Source organism: Geobacillus sp. FSL W8-1251 (assembly GCF_038005945.1).
Taxonomy (GTDB): Bacteria; Bacillota; Bacilli; order Bacillales; family Anoxybacillaceae; genus Geobacillus; species Geobacillus stearothermophilus.
On sequence record NZ_JBBOUF010000001.1, the window covers coordinates 1,197,612 to 1,214,340 of the forward strand.

The window sequence follows — 16,729 nt, forward strand, 5'->3', positions numbered from 1 at the left end:
TTTTGCGGATTGTTCCGGATTTTGCACATTCTTTCGGAACGTTTGCACGCTCTTTCAGATGAAGATTTCCAGCGCGCCTGATGGACCTATGGAAAAGAGAAAGCACAAAAGAGGCCGATTCGGCCCCTTTCGTGCTAATACCCCATTTCCTCTGCGGCCATGCGCACCACTTCTTCGTCAATGGCGTCCTTTTTCAGCTGATACCCGTATAACAGGCACGTCGTGGCCAACGTGTTGATCACCCGAGGCCATCCCCGCGACTGCAGGGCAATCGCCTCTAACGCCGATGGGGTGAAGATCGGATGCTTCGCCCCGGCCTGTTTCATCCGATGTTCGATGTAGCCCGCCACCTCTTCCTTCTCCAGCGGCCCCATCCGGTATCGCATGATGATCCGCTGGTCGAGAGGGCGGTGCTGATTGAGCCGCAGCTTCCCCTGTAAATGGGGCAGCCCGGCCAAAATCAAGACAAATGGGTTGGTCGAATCCATCTCAAAGTTGAACAAGATCGCGATGTCCTGTAAAAATGCATCCTTCGCTAAATGCATCTCATCCAAAATGAACACCGGCGTGATCCGCCGTTCATGATACAATCGCTCGATCGCCTGCTGGATTTGGCGGAAGAGGTCTACCTTGCGGTACTTCGGTTCCTCTCCTAATCCCAAGGCCAGTCCACGGTAAAAATCCATCACGCCTCCGGTGGATAACGGAAAGTAGACGACATGATACAATGATGGATTCAATGACTCTTTCAGCGCCCGAAGGGCGAACGTCTTGCCCGCCCCCGGCTCTCCGATCAACAGCCCGATCCCCCGGGTTCGTTTCACGTACTCCAGCGCCCGCAACGCTTCCTGAAATGACGCCCCTTGATACGCCTCGGACGGGTCTGTTTCTTTCGCAAACGGCTCCCGCGAAAGGGAGTAAAACGATTTATACACCGTGTTCTCCCTCCTTCGCCGGAATCGCCGCAAACGGGGACCGATGGCGTTTTACATAGGCATTGTCCTCCAAACGCACCCGAATGGCTTCCGCCACCCGTTTGCCCTCTTCGTACACATAGACGCCTCGTTCGTCATAGCGGAGCTCAATCGATTGCCCAATGAACCGAGGCGGCACTTCGTATAGCTGTTTATTCAGGGTGATTGTGCCATCGGCTTTCACCTTGCGGTGCTCCCGTTTCAGAAAAATCGCATCCAGCCAATCGCCATCTTCGATGAACGACACGAGATGCACTTGCGATTGAAACACCTCATGCGGCGTTTTTCCGTCCAGTGAGGCGTGCGGTTTTCGATGATACTCCTCTTCAAGCCACTTCCAAAAACGCTCGTTCAACTCGTCAAGCGATTTCGGCGGATTCAGCTCCAACAGTGGATAAAACCGTGTCTGTACGGTGCGGAAGAACCGTTCGATTTTTCCCTTGCTTTGCGGGTCATACGGCTGGGTGTGGATGAGTGTAATCCCCATCTCGGCGCACGCATACTGCAGCACCTCGGACCGATAAATTTTCCCGTTGTCCGAGTAAATGCGTTTCGGCTTCCCGCAACGAAGCACCGCTTCCTTCGTGACGATCCGCAGCCCGTCAAACTTCTCCGAAGGGAAAAATTGGGCATATGGCACTAACCGCGAGCAGTCATCGATATACGCGATCAAAAACGTTTTCTGGGCTTTCCCATGGACGCGAATCGTGGGTCCATGGGATAAGTCCCCTTGCCATAGCTCATTGATCTGGTCATACGCAAAACGCTTTCGCTCCGGCATCGGCAAGATTTCTTTTCCCACCAGGTTGTGTTTTTTCAACAATCGGTATATAGTAAAGTAAGAGGTATGATTTTCTGGGATTTCCCCCTGCTCGATCAGGTGTTCGTAGAACACCGTCACGGGCATGGTGGGATGTTCTTTTCTTAGGGCTAAAATATGATCCTCATCATCGGGCGACAGACGCCTTGAGTGGCCGCGGTCCGAACGGCGCTTCGGCTTTAAGGCGTCAAAGCCCCCTTTTTTGTATCGGGTGCACCAATCGAGGATCGTCTTGGCTGCGATTCGTTTGTCGCCCTGGTGGGGAACATGGTGCACTCGCTCGCTCACCTCTTTCAGATACGTCTTCGGTTCCACCTGCCCATTCACCAACGGAGCGATTAGCCCGTACCGAAACAGGGCAATGTCGTGTCTCATCGACTCATTCATTCAAATCTCCTCCTGGTCTCACTTGGAATCAGGACCGTTCCGGTCCGTCTGCCCTTATCGTACCGGATCGCTTCTTCTCCGTCGATAGGAAAGGTTTGTGGGAACCTCAACCATTTCCAATTTAGGATATATATGTAAAATCAGGATCCCATTTAATTCGCAAAAGGGTGTCGGAATCCGTCCTCCCACATGTCTCTGATGACCGAATCAAGACCGTGTTTCTCCAACGTCCGGATCCACCAGGAAGCCCGTTCCTTTTCTTTTTTCACGATAGGGCCTATGATCCTCCACCGCCTCGCAAAAAAACTATGAAGGCTTGATAGGTTTCGGTAGAACCGTCGGACATAAAAGATGATGCCGTCCTTTGTCAGGAGGAACGGAGCCCGGTTCGTCCCCTCGGTCAATCCCAACTGCTCTTTCACGACTTGCCATATGGCGGACAACGTATACTGAAAATACGGGAGGAGAAAGGAAGGCAGCACACTCACCGTCTTCAAGCATTCCCGACAGCGATACCGGACAATCCAAATGCGATAATCACCATGTGGGGTCAATGCGTTTCGCTCATAGTAACCGTGGCGGTGCAACGGGCGCTTGGCCCGGCAATGCGGACACTTTTTCAGAAGAGGGAAGTCGTTTTCTTTTCCACGCTCTGCATACGTTTGGACGTCAATGCCAAAGTCATGAAATTGAATCACGTCCTCTTCCCCCTCCTATGAACCGATGGATTTTCTCTTCCGAAATAATTCACAAAAAATTTAGCACATTCTTTCAGAAAAGGGGAGAGGGCTTTCTGAAGGAATGTGCAAAAAAATGTCTCTTTTGTTCCGAAATAAAGTGATAATTTACAATGGCCTCCTGATCATTGTTCTCCATCGCTTGCCTCGTTTGTTCATGAAGCTGATGAAGCTGTTGTTTTTCTTCTTTCGTCATCCACCGTTTCATTTTATGCAACTGTTTCAGCTCTTGTTTAAAAAAAACGTTTAGCGAAATTTCTCTTCAATACGCCGCCCATAGTCGCGCAACGCCTTCGAGTTTGCCCGTTGCCGTTTTTTCATCAGTTCGGAAAAACGAAGCTGTTTTTCCGTCCATTTTTTCGTAAGTTCCTGCTTTTTCTCGTCATCCTCGCAGCAACGAAGCAAGTCCTCGAGCGTCAAAAGCTCTTTGCGCAACTCCGCTTCTTCCCTCACATAGCCGGCGTTTTTCAGCAACAAATACCCGAGCCGCAGCTCCTCTGGAATGCGGGAAAGGTCTTCAATCTCAAGCGGTTTGCCGAAGCCGGGCAAGTTGTCAAACTCGCCGTTTTTCATCGCCTCGCGAATTTTCTCCTCGGCGATGCGCCAAAATCCGTCCATTTCACGTCAACTCCTGCGCCCGCCGCCTCACATGCTGCTCTTTCAAAAAGCGAACAAACTCATCATACGGAAGCGGTGGGGAAAAGTAGTAGCCTTGCGCCTCATCGCACCGTTTTCCTTGCAAATAGGCCGCTTCGGTCTCCGTTTCGACCCCTTCGGTCAACACTTTGACACCTATATTATGCCCGAGGCGGATGATCGCCGGCAAGATGACATCTTTTTTTCCTTGAATGCTCCTTCCCCATTCATCCGTTGTCGGATGCTGTTCCAACGCAAACCGGCCGTGGAACGCCTCTTCGATCTCTGGAAAATGGCGGCGGTAAACTGTCCCAGGTGGAACCGCTTGTTCCTTTTCGCCGTCGATGCGGCCGTTCCGATTGTAGTCAGTCGCTGGCACTGCCACGAAATATATATAAGTTGGAACTTTGTTTTACATCCAGTAGAGCACCCGCTGCATTCTATCAAAATGACTTGTTATGAAGGAAAACAGAATCGAACAATCGGAAAATCTTTATTGCAACTTAATATAACCCGTGGTGCTAGATAAACTTGATCAAGCATAAAAATAGCCCTTGCTGGCGGATCTCCAGTAGAATGAAAGTGTCACCCAACATTCGAAAGGAGAGATCCCCCATGCAAGAGCACTTTCATTTTACTACAGATCCAGCCAAACTTCAAAAACAATATGCCGCTAGAGTCAGTCAAGACTTTGTGGAGAACATTTTTTCGGTTCACTACGGGCGTTGTCAATCACTAGTTAGCGAACCATTTTAAGGAATTCATATCGTAAGCGCTTTCGGACTCTCATCCCTCATCTTGAAGTGATGATATTGTATTCCATTTTTTTACACCCAACCACCATCCCGGAGCGCCGACAACGCTTGATGGATCGGCGTCCCGGATGACCGCTGCAGACACGGTAGATTCTGACGCACCACATCTGCCCATAACCGTCCGGCCTTCCGTTTGGCCTGTTCGATCCGCTTGGACTTTGTTGAGGCCGAGGCCGCCGTTCGGGTCTCTTCTTCCTCCACCAACTGCCCATTTCTCCGCCAAATCCCGTCGATTCGGGCCGCCATCGCCCTCAGAAACGCCCGAAGCCCTTGGTCTTTCCAGCTGCGGCGGGATTTCACCCGATGCGCAAACCGGCTCATCACGCTCTCGGCGTGGCCCATCGGACGCATGCCGGTCGTCTCCACCCCTTGCTCCGACAGCCACTCCCGATAGTCCCGGATGCATCCCGGCATCGACTCGATCCGGCGAATCAAGGCGGCCAGCTGTTGTTCTTTGCCTTCGTCCCCCAACGTGCCGACCGCGCTGTTCAGCTCGACCAAAAGTCCTTCTTCGTCTTGTTTCGCCAGCTTCCTCCGCACCTCCCGCCAACGCGGATGGCCGGACAGACACTGACGCAGCTCCCGCGCCACATGAAATCGATCCAGCTGAAAGCACGCCCGCTTCCCAAAATACTCCCGGCAGGCCGTGATCCACGACGCCGCGTCGCCGTTGATGATCAAAAGGTCCCGGCACGGATCATAGGCATATTCGTTCATCAGCCACTCTTCAAACCGTTCCCACACGTCTCCCGCCCCTTCATGGAGGTAGTGGCGCCGGTTCACGAGCTCGAGCTGCGAACCGTTTCGTTTCCATCCCTCGTGAACCGCCAGGATTTTCTCTTCTTTCGCCCGTTTCCCTTTCCCCTGGCGGGAAATGAACAGCCCATCCGCCTCCACAAATAGCACTCGGCCGTGCCGTTGGGAAACAGGGCGGTGCAGCGAGACAGGGGCCTCCAGCACCAGTTGGCGAATCGCCTCGTGGCTTAGGACCGCATACCCCACGATCGACTCCAACGTACGGGCCGCTTTGCGGTAGGAAGAGCACTCTACGGCCAACTCGACCGCCGTTTCCTCGAGGCAAGGGCTGATCGACTGCGCTCCATCAAAGCCCAGTTCGGCATCCAGCAAGAAGGTATAGTTCCCCGTTTGCCGGTCATAGTAGTAGTTCCGTCGAAACGTCACTTCTCCAAACAGCGTTTGGATCGTAGTCGGCCGTTTGTCTTTCAGCTGATACCGGCGCTTGTCCCGCGCTTCCGCCAGTTGTTGATCAATCTCCTCCAAAAGGGCCGCCAACAAGACAGCGAACACCTTTTGAAGAGTTCTGACTAATTGTTCCTCCAGCTCTTTTAATAAAGGCCATTCTGTGGTAAGATGTTTCATGGACTCTCTCCCTCCTGTTTTATGGATGTTGGTCATCACCATCATAGCAGGGAGAGAGTCCTTTTTGCATGACATTTGCTTTTTTCTACCGCGCTTCGCTTGGTGGCCCCGACGAGCGTCGCGAACAAAAGTTCGCAACCCTCGTCGGGGAATCATTCCGGAATGTCACCCACAAATATTTTACTCACACATGCCGCTATTTTCTGTTTTGTTTCTGCCCAACTGTCGTTGATTCAAATGTATCTTCATCGCCGCAACCGTCACTTGGTCAAGCAAGAAGACGAAGTGGTCATGGCGGTTCACCTTTTGGGGAAGCTGCTGGGCTTTTCTTCCGAACGAGCCTGGCATCGTTTTGTCACGGGAAATTTGTTCACAAACGGCTCGTTTCTTGAACGCTCCCGATACAACCGCCGCTGCCGAGCGCTTGGTTTCGCCATCAAATGGATCCGTCATGAGCTGGCGAAACGTGGCCAACACCATGCTTATGCGGTCGTCGACAGCTTGCCTCTTCCGTTGTGCCATCCCGCAAGAATGCAGCGCGTCAAGCGATTTCGAGGGATCGCGGATATGGGGTATTGTGCTTCCAAAAAGCAATGGTACTACGGTTTCAAGCTGCATCTTCAAGTGACCAATCAAGGGCTGGCCATGGGCTATGTCGTGACGGAAGCGTCCTGCCACGACGTCAAAGCCGCTGAAACGGTGATGACTCAAATCCCTCATCCCTACAACTTTGGGGACAAAGGGTACATCAGCCACGCTCTTCGAGAAAAGCTGTACGAAGAACACCAAGCTGCGTTCTGGACACCGTCTCGACACAATCAAAAGCACGGCCCATCCAAAGCATGGGAAGAATGGATCCGAAAAAAACGCAAAGTCATCGAGACGGTGTTTTCGATTCTCGTAGACCAATACCGGATCACCGACATTCGAGCGAATTCCATGGCCGGGTTTGAAGTGGCACTCGATGGCATCTTGTTGGCGTATTCCTTGGTCACACTAGGGCTGGTTGAGCGCTGACACTCAACTAGCACCACGGGTTTAATATATATTTGTAATCACACTGTAACATTATTTAATTCAACTGTAAAAAACAAGACTGTTTTCCTCTGTTATACTGTAATCAAACAACGTCGAATGGAAAATGATTTTGTCGGGGGTTCGGGAAAATGAAAAAATGGCTCACTCTTGTTTCTGTAGCATTCATCGTTCTTTTTTCCTGCTTCTTTGTAAGCACTCCCAGTTCTGACGCAGCCGCCAACAAGACGAGGCTGATCGCCGAGGCCAAAAAACTGGTCGGCACTCCGTATCGGTATGGCGGCACAACGCCAAAAGGATTTGACTGCTCCGGATTTGTTTACTATACCCATAAAAAAGTCGGCGTCACGTTGCCGCGCGCGTCCAAAGAAATGTATAAAAAAGGAAAATACGTACATAAATCGAAATTGCAGCCAGGGGATTTGGTGTTTTTTGACACTTCGAAACAGACAAAAGGCGTCTCCCACGTTGCCATCTATATTGGGAACAATCAAGTTATTCATGCCGTTTCCCGCGGTGTCAAAATCGACAGCTTAAACAGCAGCTATTGGAAAACAAGATATGTCGGAGCCAAGCGTCTGTAGCGGTTCATTGCAAAAGCTCTCTGTCATATTAAGCGCGCTTAATAGGCAGGGGGTTTTTATTATGCCAAAAAAGCAGCCCTCCGAAACCGGAGGGCCTAATATATATTCATAGGGGATCGGGGGAATACCTGGAAACGTTACGCTATTATTCATTTCCTCCCTTTTCGTCTTTTATACATGAAAACAAAAAAATTTTTTATGATCCCCAGCCGCAACGGCTGCCCCCTCCCGTTTCGACAATATGGACATAAAGCCGCGGCTCTTGTCGAATGGTATAGATGATGACTAGTTGTCCGTTCATCGATTTTTGACAAAGGCAGGTGTTTCCGTTGTTCGCTTCCTCACAGCTGGGCGTTGATTTAGGGACGATGAATGTCAGGCTGTTCAGCCAGACGAAAGGGCTTCTGTTTGACGAACCAGCAACGGTCGCCTATAACCGCCAGGCGGACAAGCTCATGGCAATCGGCCAAAAGGCAAAACAAATGATCGGCAAGACTCCTCCCCATGTTGGGAGGCGCCTTGCTGCATGGCATCGAGCAATGGCTGAGCACGGAACTGCACGTGCCGGTGCATGTCGCGCCCAATCCGGCTGAAGCGGTCGCCATCGGCACGGGGAAGGCGCTCCAGGCGATGCCAAAGCGCCTCGATGCAGCGCTGTAGCTCATTTCCAACTCCCGATCATTGAATCAACTCAAAACCCCCGCGCCATCGCGGGGGTTCTTGTTAGACCAGCTATGGGCATTCCTGGCACGGAGAGGCCGCCCACTGTGGTGTTAGGACGTCTGCCGAATGCGCTCCTCCCCTTGCGTTGCTTGTGCTCCCTCGGCGGCCTCAAGCAGCAAATCCACAATATGGACGGCGCGGACGCTTCCTGACAGCCCGGCCCGTTCAATGCCAAGCTTCATTTGTAGCAAACACCCCGGGTTGGCGGTGACGATCGTCGTCGCTTTCGTTTGTTTCGCCATTTCCATTTTGTGGTCTAAAATTTGCATTGACATCTCCGGTTCCACAAGGTTGTAAATGCCGGCCGATCCGCAGCAGCGGTCAGCATCGTTCATCTCGCGGAACTCGACGCCGTCAATCGCCCGCAACAAACGGCGCGGGGCGGCCGCCGTTTTCATGACGTTGCGCAAATGGCACGAATCTTGGTAGGTGATCGTTTGCGGCGCCACGCGAAGCGGTAGTTGGTGAAACCCGAGTTCAACCAACACTTCAGAAATGTCTTTGATTTTCGCCGCAAACGCCTCCGCCCGGTCGCGCCATTCGGGATCATCCTTTAACAGGTGGTCATATTCAAGCAAAAACGCACCGCAGCCGCCGGCGTTCGTCACAATGCAGTCGACATCAAGCTGCTCAAAAGCGGAAATGTTTCGCTTGGCCAACTCTTTCGCCATCTCTTTTTCCCCGCCATGGCCGTGCAGCGCCCCGCAGCACCCTTGGGACGGCGGGATGATGACTTCGCAGCCGGCGAGCTGCAATAGACGCAGCGTCGCATCGTTTGTTTCCATAAACATCGTATCCATCAAACAGCCAGCGAAAAAGGCGACCCGCTTTTTCACCGTACCGTCCGGATTCAAACGATGCGGCCGGTTTTTCATCTCTTTTGCCGTCGGCACGTCCGGCAGCACGCGCTCCATTTGCCGGAACGAGGCCGGAAGCAGGCGAAGCAGCCCCGTTTTGCGGGCAAGCGTCCGCAAGCCGGAACGCTGATACCAACCGAGAAGCGCCGTCGCCTTCCGCATCCGTTCTTGATGCGGAAACAGTCCGGCAAACACAAGCTTACGGATGAAGCGAACCGGAAGCGGCATTTTTTTATGCTGGGCGATAATGTCGCGCGCCTCTTCCAGCAGATGGCCGTAGCGGACCCCGGACGGACAGACCGACTCGCATGCCCGGCAGCCTAAACATAAGTTGAGCGCCCGCTCCACCTCTTCGTCCGGCTCAATCAGTCCATCGACGACCGCCTTCATTAAGGCAATCCGTCCGCGCGGCGACTGGGCTTCTTGCTGCCCCGATTCGATGTACGTCGGACATGATGGCAGGCAAAAGCCACAGCGCATACAGTTCATCAGTTCATCCTCATCCATCCGTTCTTGAAACGCTTTCTGAATGAGCGCTCGTTCTATCTTCGTTGTCATCGTGTCACCACCACCCGTTTTCTCGTGCTTTTGGCGAACACTTTGCCCGGATTCATAATATTGTTCGGGTCGAGCGCCTGCTTGACCGCTTTCATGGCAGCGATGCCGGCCGGACCGAGCTTCCATTCCAAATACGGCGCTTTCATTACCCCGACGCCGTGTTCGCCGGTAATCGTGCCACCCAATTCAATCGCTTTGGCGAAAATTTCTTCAAACGCTCGTTCCACCCGCTCCATTTCTTCACGATTGCGGGCGTCGGTCGGACAGGTCGGGTGCAAGTTGCCATCGCCGGCATGGCCGAACGTACAGATCTTCAACTGGTACTTCTCGGCAATTTCATTGATTGCTTTGACCATTTTGGCGATTTCCGAACGCGGCACGGTTGCGTCCTCTAAAATCGTCGTTGGCTTTAAGCGCGCCAACGCCGACAGCGCCGCCCTCCGCGCCGTCCGCAGCGCCTCTGCTTCTTCCTCCGAACGGGCGAGTTGAACGGACACCGCCTGCTCGGCCCGGCAAATATCGGCCATCTTTTTCATATCGCGCTCTACCACTTCCTTCGGCCCATCCTGCTCAATGAGCAAAACGGCTTTCACATCGGTCGGCAAGCCGATGCGGGCGAAATCTTCGACCACTTCCAATGTCGGCTGGTCCAAAAACTCGAGCGTCACTGGAATGATCTTGTTGGCGATGATTTTCGACACCGAACGGGCGGCCGCCTCCAAATCTTGATAAAGAGCGAGCATCGTCTGCTTCGCCTCTGGCATCGGAATAAGTTTTAACGTCGCTTCGGTGACAATGCCAAGCGTTCCTTCCGATCCGACAAACAGACGGGTTAAGTCATAGCCAGCTACATCTTTTGCCAGCTTGCCACCGGTGCGGATGACATCGCCGTTCGCCAAGACGACTTCCAACCCGAGCACATAGTCGCGCGTCACCCCGTATTTCAGGCCGCGCAAGCCGCCTGAGTTTTCGCTGATGTTGCCGCCAATCGTTGAAATTTTCATCGACCCCGGGTCCGGCGGATAAAACAATCCTTTTTCTTCAACGGCTTTCGCCAAATCAAGCGTCACCACTCCCGGCTGAACGGTCGCGGTTAAGTTTTCCTCATCAATTTCCAAAATGCGGTTCATATGGTTAAACAGAAGAACGATCCCGCCTTCGACCGGACACGTGCCGGCGCAAAGGTTCGTTCCTGACCCGCGCGGCACGATCGGGATGCGATACTCGTTGCAAATTTTCGCAATTTCCGCGACCTCTTTCGTATTTCGCGGCGCAATGACTGCATCGGGGAGCGACTGAAACTGCGGAGTCGCATCATACGAATAGACGAGCCGCCCCGTTTTCGTGTCATCGTAGTTTTCAGCTCCCACGACTTGAATCAACCGTTTTTTCGCTTCATTTGGAATCAATGGTCTCACCCTTTCCACATCCATTTGCATTCGCCGACAGCGGAAAAGGGGCCGGGCTTGGCGTCTGTTTCCATCCAGGCCAAGCCTCGTCCCCCTTCGCTGCCGTTACGGAATCATCCACGATAATACCGTCGATTGCAGGTACACGAGAATACCAACCAAGATAATTAAGAATATGCTATGTTTGACCGTAAAGCGGAACAAGTCGGACTCTTTGCCGGTCAAGCCGACGGCCGCGCAGGCGACCGCGATCGACTGCGGCGACATCATTTTCCCGACGACGCCGCCCGATGAGTTGGCCGCCAACGCCAGCACCGGATCCATGCCGATCGATGTTGCCGTCACTTTTTGCAAATTGCCAAACAATAAGTTCGACGACGTATCCGAACCGGTGATAAACACGCCGAGCCAGCCTAAAATCGGCGAGAAGAACGGGAACAACGGGCCTGTTTTGGCCAACGCCATCCCAAGCGTCGTGCTCATGCCTGAAGAGTTGGCGATGTAGGCAAAGCCGACGACCGAAGCGATCGTCACAATCGGATATTTCAGCTCGTTAAGCGTTTCCACAAACGTGCGTCCCCAATCTTTCCACGAGATGCCGATGATGAACTTGGTGACGACCGCCGCCAACAAAATCGCCGTCCCAGCCGAGCCGAGCAGCTCAAGCTTATACACCGCCGCAATCGGCTGACCGCTTGGGTTCAAAATTTGGTTATTGAGCCCCGGCACAGGCGGCATAAACGTCAAATGGGCTCCGATGGCATTGACAAGCTTGAGCAAACCGTTTGTTCCTTCATAATGGCCGGTGAGCGCCGCTTTCACCTGCGGGATGCCCCAAAGCGAGATCAACGCCGTCAGCACGAGAAACGGCGACCAAGCGCGGAACACTTCCCCGCCGCGTTGCGTCGCGCGAGCAACTTGCCCAGCAGCCGCCACTTCCGACTCCGTTGAAAAGCGGAATGTGCTTTTCGGCTTCCAATATTTCAAAAAGACAGCCAATGCGACGATCGAAACGAGCGAGGACAAAATGTCCGGCAGCTCCGGTCCTAAAAAGTTCGATGTCAAATATTGCGTGAGCGCGAACGAAACGCCGGAGACGATAATGGCCGGCAACACTTCGACTGTCTTTTTCCATCCTGCCATAATCAAAACGAGATAGAACGGAATGAACACCGATAAAAACGGCAGCTGCCGCCCGACCATTTTCGAAATTTCCATCGCCGGCACACCGGTCGGCCCTTCCATCGAGATGATCGGAATCCCGACCGCCCCGAACGCCACCGGCGCTGTGTTGGCGATCAAACAGATGCCTGCGGCGTACAGTGGGTTAAACCCCAATCCGGCCAGAAGCGCTGCTGAAATCGCCACCGGCGCGCCAAACCCGGCCGCCCCTTCCAAAAACGCCCCGAACGAAAAGGCAATGAGCAGCGCCTGCAGCCGCCGGTCTTCGGTGAGGGAAACGACGGAGTTGCGAATGATGTCAAAATGGCCGGTCTTCACCGTCAGCTTATATAAAAAGACGGACGTAATGATGATCCAGCCGATCGGGAGCAGCCCGTACACCGCTCCTTGCGTCACCGACATGACCGCTTTGCCGGCCGGCATCCTGTAAGCGATTACAGACAACACCAAAGCAAGCAGCAACGTCGTCAGCCCGGTGACATGCCCTTTCATCCGCTTGACGGCCAAAGCCCAAAAGAAATACAAAATCGGAATGAGTGCGACAATGGCCGATAACCAAAGCTGGTCGGCGATTGGCGTAAAATCTTGCTTCCACTGCATGCGGTTTTCTCCTCCCCTTTATGTCCGACTTATCGGCGTTTGCAAATGATCGCCCACTGATCTTTCTGTTTCACTCTTCCAGTCATCAGATGACCGGATAAGAAACGCCGTCTGTCTCAAATTATAAAAGCGTTTTCTCCAAAAGACAATAGGCATTTTTTCATTTTTTTGAACTTTCCACTCACTGCTTCCTCTCCCCAGCTGCAAAAAGCGCTTGTCTCTTCCCATGATGCTGTATCATAATAGACATTGCAGGAGATTTCCCCTACAATCGGAAATCTATTTATCGTATTGAGGTGGATCCATTGGCATTTAAACGGATCAAAACGAAAAAAATTTACGAAGAAGTGGCCGAAGCGATTTTTGATATGATCAAAAACGGCGAGTTGAAGCCCGGTGATAAGCTCGATTCCGTCCAGCAGCTCGCCGAGCAGTTCCAAGTCGGACGGGCCGCCATCCGCGAAGCGCTCACCGCGTTAAAAGCGATGGGGCTGATTGAATTGAAGCAAGGCGATGGGACGTACGTGCGTGAGTTCGATCCAACGATGATGGCATTTCCGCTTTCGATCGCCGTCTTAATGAACAAAGAAGATATTTGGCACTTGCTTGAGGTGCGCAAACTGCTCGAAGCAGGCGCCGCCTCGCTCGCTGCTGCCAAACGGACAGAGCGCGATCTTGAAGCCATGGCGGAAGCGCTCCGACAAATGAAAGAAGGCATCGGCAACGATGAGCTTGGCGAAAAAGCCGACTTGGCGTTTCATATGGCCATCGCCGAAGCATCGCAAAATCCGATGCTCACAAGCATCATGAACAGCGTTTCCGGGATGATCGTTGAAACGATGCGGGAAACGCGCCGCATTTGGCTGTTTTCGAAACAAACGACGACCGAAAAACTGCTTGCGGAACACCAGGCCATTTTTGAAGCCATTCGCAAACAAAATCCAGACGCCGCCCGGGCACGCATGCTCGACCATTTGACAAACGTCGAAAACGTGTTGCGCCGCTACGTTCGCACTCAGCAGCCAAACTGAGTGCGTTTTTTGCAAAAAAGAGCTACGAATCTGAAAAAATGGTTTATAATAGACATATAGTCATCAGATGACCAGTTCACTGAATCTTCAAAAAACAGGAGGGAAACGAATGAAAGTGTCCTTGTTCGTCACTTGCCTCATCGATCTTTTTTATACGAACGCCGGCAAGGCGACCGTCGAACTGCTCGAGCGGCTCGGCTGCGAAGTAGATTTTCCAGAAGCGCAAACATGCTGCGGCCAGCCGGCGTATAACAGCGGTTACGTCAAAGAGGCGAAAGAAGCCATGAAACAGATGATGCGCGCGTTCGCCCACGCTGATTACGTCGTCACCCCATCCGGCTCGTGCGCGGCGATGGTAAAAGAATATCCACACCTTTTCCACGGCGACCCGGAATGGGAAGAGGAAGCGAAACAGCTTGCGGCGAAAACGTACGAATTGACGCAATTTCTCGTTGATGTCCTAAAAGTCGAAGATGTCGGCGCCTCGCTCCACGGACGGGCGACGTACCATACGTCTTGCCATATGACCCGCCTTCTTGGCGTCAAAGAAGCGCCGCTTTGCCTATTGAAAAACGTCAAAGGGCTTGAGCTCGTTCCGCTGCCGAACGCCCACCAGTGTTGCGGGTTTGGCGGCACATTTTCCGTCAAAATGGGGCCGATTTCCGAACAAATGGTCGATGAAAAAATCGCACATATCGAAGAAGTGGACGCCGACTATTTAATCGGCGCCGACTGCGGCTGTTTAATGAACATCGGCGGGCGCATCGAGCGGCTCGGTAAGCCGATTCGCGTCATGCATATCGCCGAAGTGCTCAATCAACGAAAGTAAGAGAGGAGGATCCCGGACATGCCGATGAAAATTGAAAACGGTCCGTTTTGGAAGCGGGTCGAAGAAAACTTGCACAACGATTTTATGCGCGGGGCGGTCGCCGGCATGCAAGACCGCGGCTATGTGCGGCGGCTTGGCGTCATCGAAGAGCTCGGCCATTGGGAAGAGTGGCGGTCGCTTGCTGAACAAATCCGCAAGCATACGCTCGAAAACTTGGACTTTTATTTAATGCAACTCAGTGAAAACGTTGCCAAACGGGGCGGCCACGTCTTTTTCGCCCAAACAGCCGAAGAGGCGAACGACTACATCCGCCGCGTCGCTTTGGAAAAGCAAGCGAAAAAAATCGTCAAATCGAAATCAATGGTGACAGAAGAAATCAACTTAAATCCGGTGCTTGAGGCCATCGGCTGTCAAGTGGTCGAAACCGACCTCGGTGAGTACATTTTGCAGATTGACGACCATGACCCGCCGTCGCATATCGTCGGTCCGGCGCTCCATAAAAACAAAGAGCAAATCCGCGATGTCTTTCAACGGAAGCTGGGCTATACGAAATCGTCCGACCCCGTTGAGCTTGCGCGCCACGCCCGTGAAATGCTGCGGCGCGACTATTTGACGGCTGACATCGGCATCACCGGCTGCAATTTCGCCATCGCTGAATCGGGATCGATCACGCTTGTGACGAACGAAGGCAACGCCGATTTGGTGACCGCATTGCCGAAAACGCAAATTACCGTCATGGGGATGGAGCGGATCGTGCCGACGTTTGAGGAGATGGAAGTGCTGGTGAGCATGCTCACACGAAGCTCTGTCGGGCAAAAACTGACGAGCTACATCACCGTTCTCACCGGTCCGCGCGATGAAGGCGACGTCGATGGTCCGGAAGAATTCCATCTCGTCATCGTCGACAACGGGCGTTCATCAATTTTAGGCACGGAGTTTCAACCGGTGCTGCAGTGCATCCGCTGCGCGGCTTGCGTCAATGTCTGCCCGGTCTACCGCCATATCGGCGGCCATTCGTACGGTTCCATTTACTCCGGCCCGATCGGTGCGGTATTGTCGCCGCTGTTGGGCGGCTACGACGACTACAAGGAGCTTCCGTACGCCTCCTCGCTGTGCGCCGCCTGTACCGAGGCGTGCCCGGTGAAAATCCCGCTTCACGAGCTGCTCATCAAGCATCGCCAAATCATCGTCGAGCGGGAAGGAAAAGCGCCGGTCGCAGAAAAACTGGCGATGAAAGCGTTCCGCCTCGGGACAGCCTCATCGTCGCTCTACCGCTTCGGCACAAAATTCGCACCGAGCGCCTTCGCTCCGTTTGTAGAGGACGGGCGCGTCACAAAAGGACCTGGGCCGCTGAAAGCATGGACGGAAAGCCGCGAATTTCCGGCGCCGAGCAAAGAACGGTTCCGTGACTGGTTCCAAACACGCCAAAAAGGAGGGAATCCATCATGACGCGTGGCACCATTCAAAACCGCGATGCGTTTTTGCAAACCATCGCCGAGCGCCTTGGGAGAAGCCCGCGCCTGTCCGGCGTCTCCCGGCCGCAATGGGATTATGCGCCGCAATGGACGGTGTTTGCCGGCTATAGCCAAGACGACTTGCTGAACGTGCTGCAAAAACAATGCGGATTGATCCATACCGATTACATCGAGACGACAAGCGCCGAACTTGCCGGCGCGCTGAGGCGGCAAGTGGCCGCCTATGGCGGCGGTCCGGTCATCGTGCCGGATGACCCGCGCTTTGCCGAGTACGGGCTGTCCGCCTTGCTTCGCGACGAATGGCCTGCGGAACAAACGACCGTCCATATTTGGAATCCGGCGCTTGGACGCCAAAACATTGACGCCGCCGAGCAGGCGAACGTCGGCATCGTCTTCAGCGACATCACGCTCGCGGAATCAGGGACAGTCGTGTTGTTTTCGCGCAATGAACAAGGGCGGGCCATTCACTTTTTGCCGAAAACATATATCGCCATCGTCCCGAAAAGCACGGTCGTGCCGCGCATGACGCAAGCGGCGGCGGTCATTCACGAGCAAATCGAAAAAGGCGGGCTCGTCCCGTCGTGCATCAACTTCATCACCGGCCCAAGCAACTCGGCCGACATTGAAATGAACTTGGTCGTCGGCGTCCACGGGCCGATGAAAGCGGCGTATATCGTCGTCACCGACCGTTGACCAA

The 16,729-nt window shown here is 53.4% G+C and carries 15 protein-coding genes and 2 pseudogenes; 8 read left to right on the forward strand and 9 right to left on the reverse strand.

What is annotated here, in order from left to right; genetic code table 11:
* Positions 1 to 134: 134 nt before the first annotated feature.
* From NSS88_RS06380 to NSS88_RS06405, 6 genes and pseudogenes are all read right to left on the reverse strand, one after another.
* Entirely contained in the window at positions 135 to 935 is an 801-nt protein-coding gene (locus NSS88_RS06380) for an ExeA family protein (protein ID WP_064213564.1), read from the reverse strand.
* Complete coding sequence (locus tag NSS88_RS06385; protein WP_094239815.1) at positions 928 to 2,181, reverse strand: IS481 family transposase; 1,254 nt, start codon at positions 2,179 to 2,181, stop codon at positions 928 to 930. The genes NSS88_RS06380 and NSS88_RS06385 overlap by 8 nt, the downstream gene beginning before the upstream one ends.
* A 152-nt stretch (positions 2,182 to 2,333) precedes the next feature.
* Entirely contained in the window at positions 2,334 to 2,879 is a 546-nt protein-coding gene (locus NSS88_RS06390) for a DUF6431 domain-containing protein (RefSeq protein ID WP_289643825.1), read from the reverse strand.
* A 285-nt stretch (positions 2,880 to 3,164) separates the two neighbouring features.
* A complete protein-coding gene (locus NSS88_RS06395; protein WP_055358372.1) occupies positions 3,165 to 3,536 on the reverse strand; it encodes a DnaJ family domain-containing protein in 372 nt (123 codons plus the stop codon).
* Between the two features lies 1 nt (position 3,537).
* Positions 3,538 to 3,768 (reverse strand): annotated as a pseudogene (locus NSS88_RS06400) (EAL domain-containing protein); the annotation flags it as partial.
* Between the two features lie 613 nt (positions 3,769 to 4,381).
* Entirely contained in the window at positions 4,382 to 5,749 is a 1,368-nt protein-coding gene (locus tag NSS88_RS06405; protein WP_341082615.1) for an ISLre2 family transposase, read from the reverse strand.
* Between the two features lie 162 nt (positions 5,750 to 5,911).
* Between NSS88_RS06405 and NSS88_RS06410 the strand changes: the two genes are divergently transcribed.
* From NSS88_RS06410 to NSS88_RS06425, 4 genes and pseudogenes are all read left to right on the forward strand, one after another.
* Positions 5,912 to 6,766 (forward strand): IS982 family transposase, encoded by an 855-nt coding sequence (locus NSS88_RS06410; protein ID WP_341083635.1) that lies wholly within the window; start codon positions 5,912 to 5,914, stop codon positions 6,764 to 6,766.
* A 149-nt stretch (positions 6,767 to 6,915) separates the two neighbouring features.
* Positions 6,916 to 7,368 (forward strand): C40 family peptidase, encoded by a 453-nt coding sequence (locus tag NSS88_RS06415; RefSeq protein WP_049626124.1) that lies wholly within the window; start codon positions 6,916 to 6,918, stop codon positions 7,366 to 7,368.
* A 329-nt stretch (positions 7,369 to 7,697) separates the two neighbouring features.
* Positions 7,698 to 7,877, forward strand: a pseudogene (locus NSS88_RS16725) (rod shape-determining protein); the annotation flags it as partial.
* 10 nt (positions 7,878 to 7,887) lie between these two features.
* A complete protein-coding gene (locus tag NSS88_RS06425) occupies positions 7,888 to 8,028 on the forward strand; it encodes a rod shape-determining protein (RefSeq protein ID WP_233130451.1) in 141 nt (46 codons plus the stop codon).
* Positions 8,029 to 8,141: 113 nt separating this feature from the next.
* Here NSS88_RS06425 and NSS88_RS06430 read toward each other — a convergent pair whose 3' ends face one another.
* From NSS88_RS06430 to NSS88_RS06440, 3 genes are all read right to left on the reverse strand, one after another.
* Complete coding sequence (locus NSS88_RS06430; RefSeq protein WP_121678148.1) at positions 8,142 to 9,506, reverse strand: (Fe-S)-binding protein; 1,365 nt, start codon at positions 9,504 to 9,506, stop codon at positions 8,142 to 8,144.
* Positions 9,503 to 10,915, reverse strand: a complete 1,413-nt coding sequence (glcD, locus tag NSS88_RS06435) for a glycolate oxidase subunit GlcD (RefSeq protein ID WP_341085359.1) — start codon at positions 10,913 to 10,915, stop codon at positions 9,503 to 9,505. The genes NSS88_RS06430 and glcD overlap by 4 nt, the downstream gene beginning before the upstream one ends.
* A gap of 105 nt (positions 10,916 to 11,020) precedes the next feature.
* Entirely contained in the window at positions 11,021 to 12,697 is a 1,677-nt protein-coding gene (locus tag NSS88_RS06440; RefSeq protein WP_121678149.1) for an L-lactate permease, read from the reverse strand.
* A gap of 305 nt (positions 12,698 to 13,002) precedes the next feature.
* Between NSS88_RS06440 and NSS88_RS06445 the strand changes: the two genes are divergently transcribed.
* From NSS88_RS06445 to NSS88_RS06460, 4 genes are all read left to right on the forward strand, one after another.
* Entirely contained in the window at positions 13,003 to 13,728 is a 726-nt protein-coding gene (locus NSS88_RS06445) for a FadR/GntR family transcriptional regulator (protein ID WP_061580880.1), read from the forward strand.
* A 109-nt stretch (positions 13,729 to 13,837) separates the two neighbouring features.
* Positions 13,838 to 14,557 carry a (Fe-S)-binding protein gene (locus NSS88_RS06450; protein WP_023633721.1) on the forward strand — a complete coding sequence of 240 codons (720 nt, stop codon included), beginning with the start codon at positions 13,838 to 13,840 and terminating at the stop codon, positions 14,555 to 14,557.
* Between the two features lie 18 nt (positions 14,558 to 14,575).
* The gene (locus tag NSS88_RS06455; RefSeq protein ID WP_055358366.1) at positions 14,576 to 16,006 is read left to right on the forward strand and encodes a LutB/LldF family L-lactate oxidation iron-sulfur protein; all 1,431 of its coding nucleotides are present in this window, start codon (positions 14,576 to 14,578) and stop codon (positions 16,004 to 16,006) included.
* A complete protein-coding gene (locus tag NSS88_RS06460; RefSeq protein ID WP_055358365.1) occupies positions 16,003 to 16,725 on the forward strand; it encodes a LutC/YkgG family protein in 723 nt (240 codons plus the stop codon). The genes NSS88_RS06455 and NSS88_RS06460 overlap by 4 nt, the downstream gene beginning before the upstream one ends.
* Positions 16,726 to 16,729 lie beyond the last annotated feature (4 nt).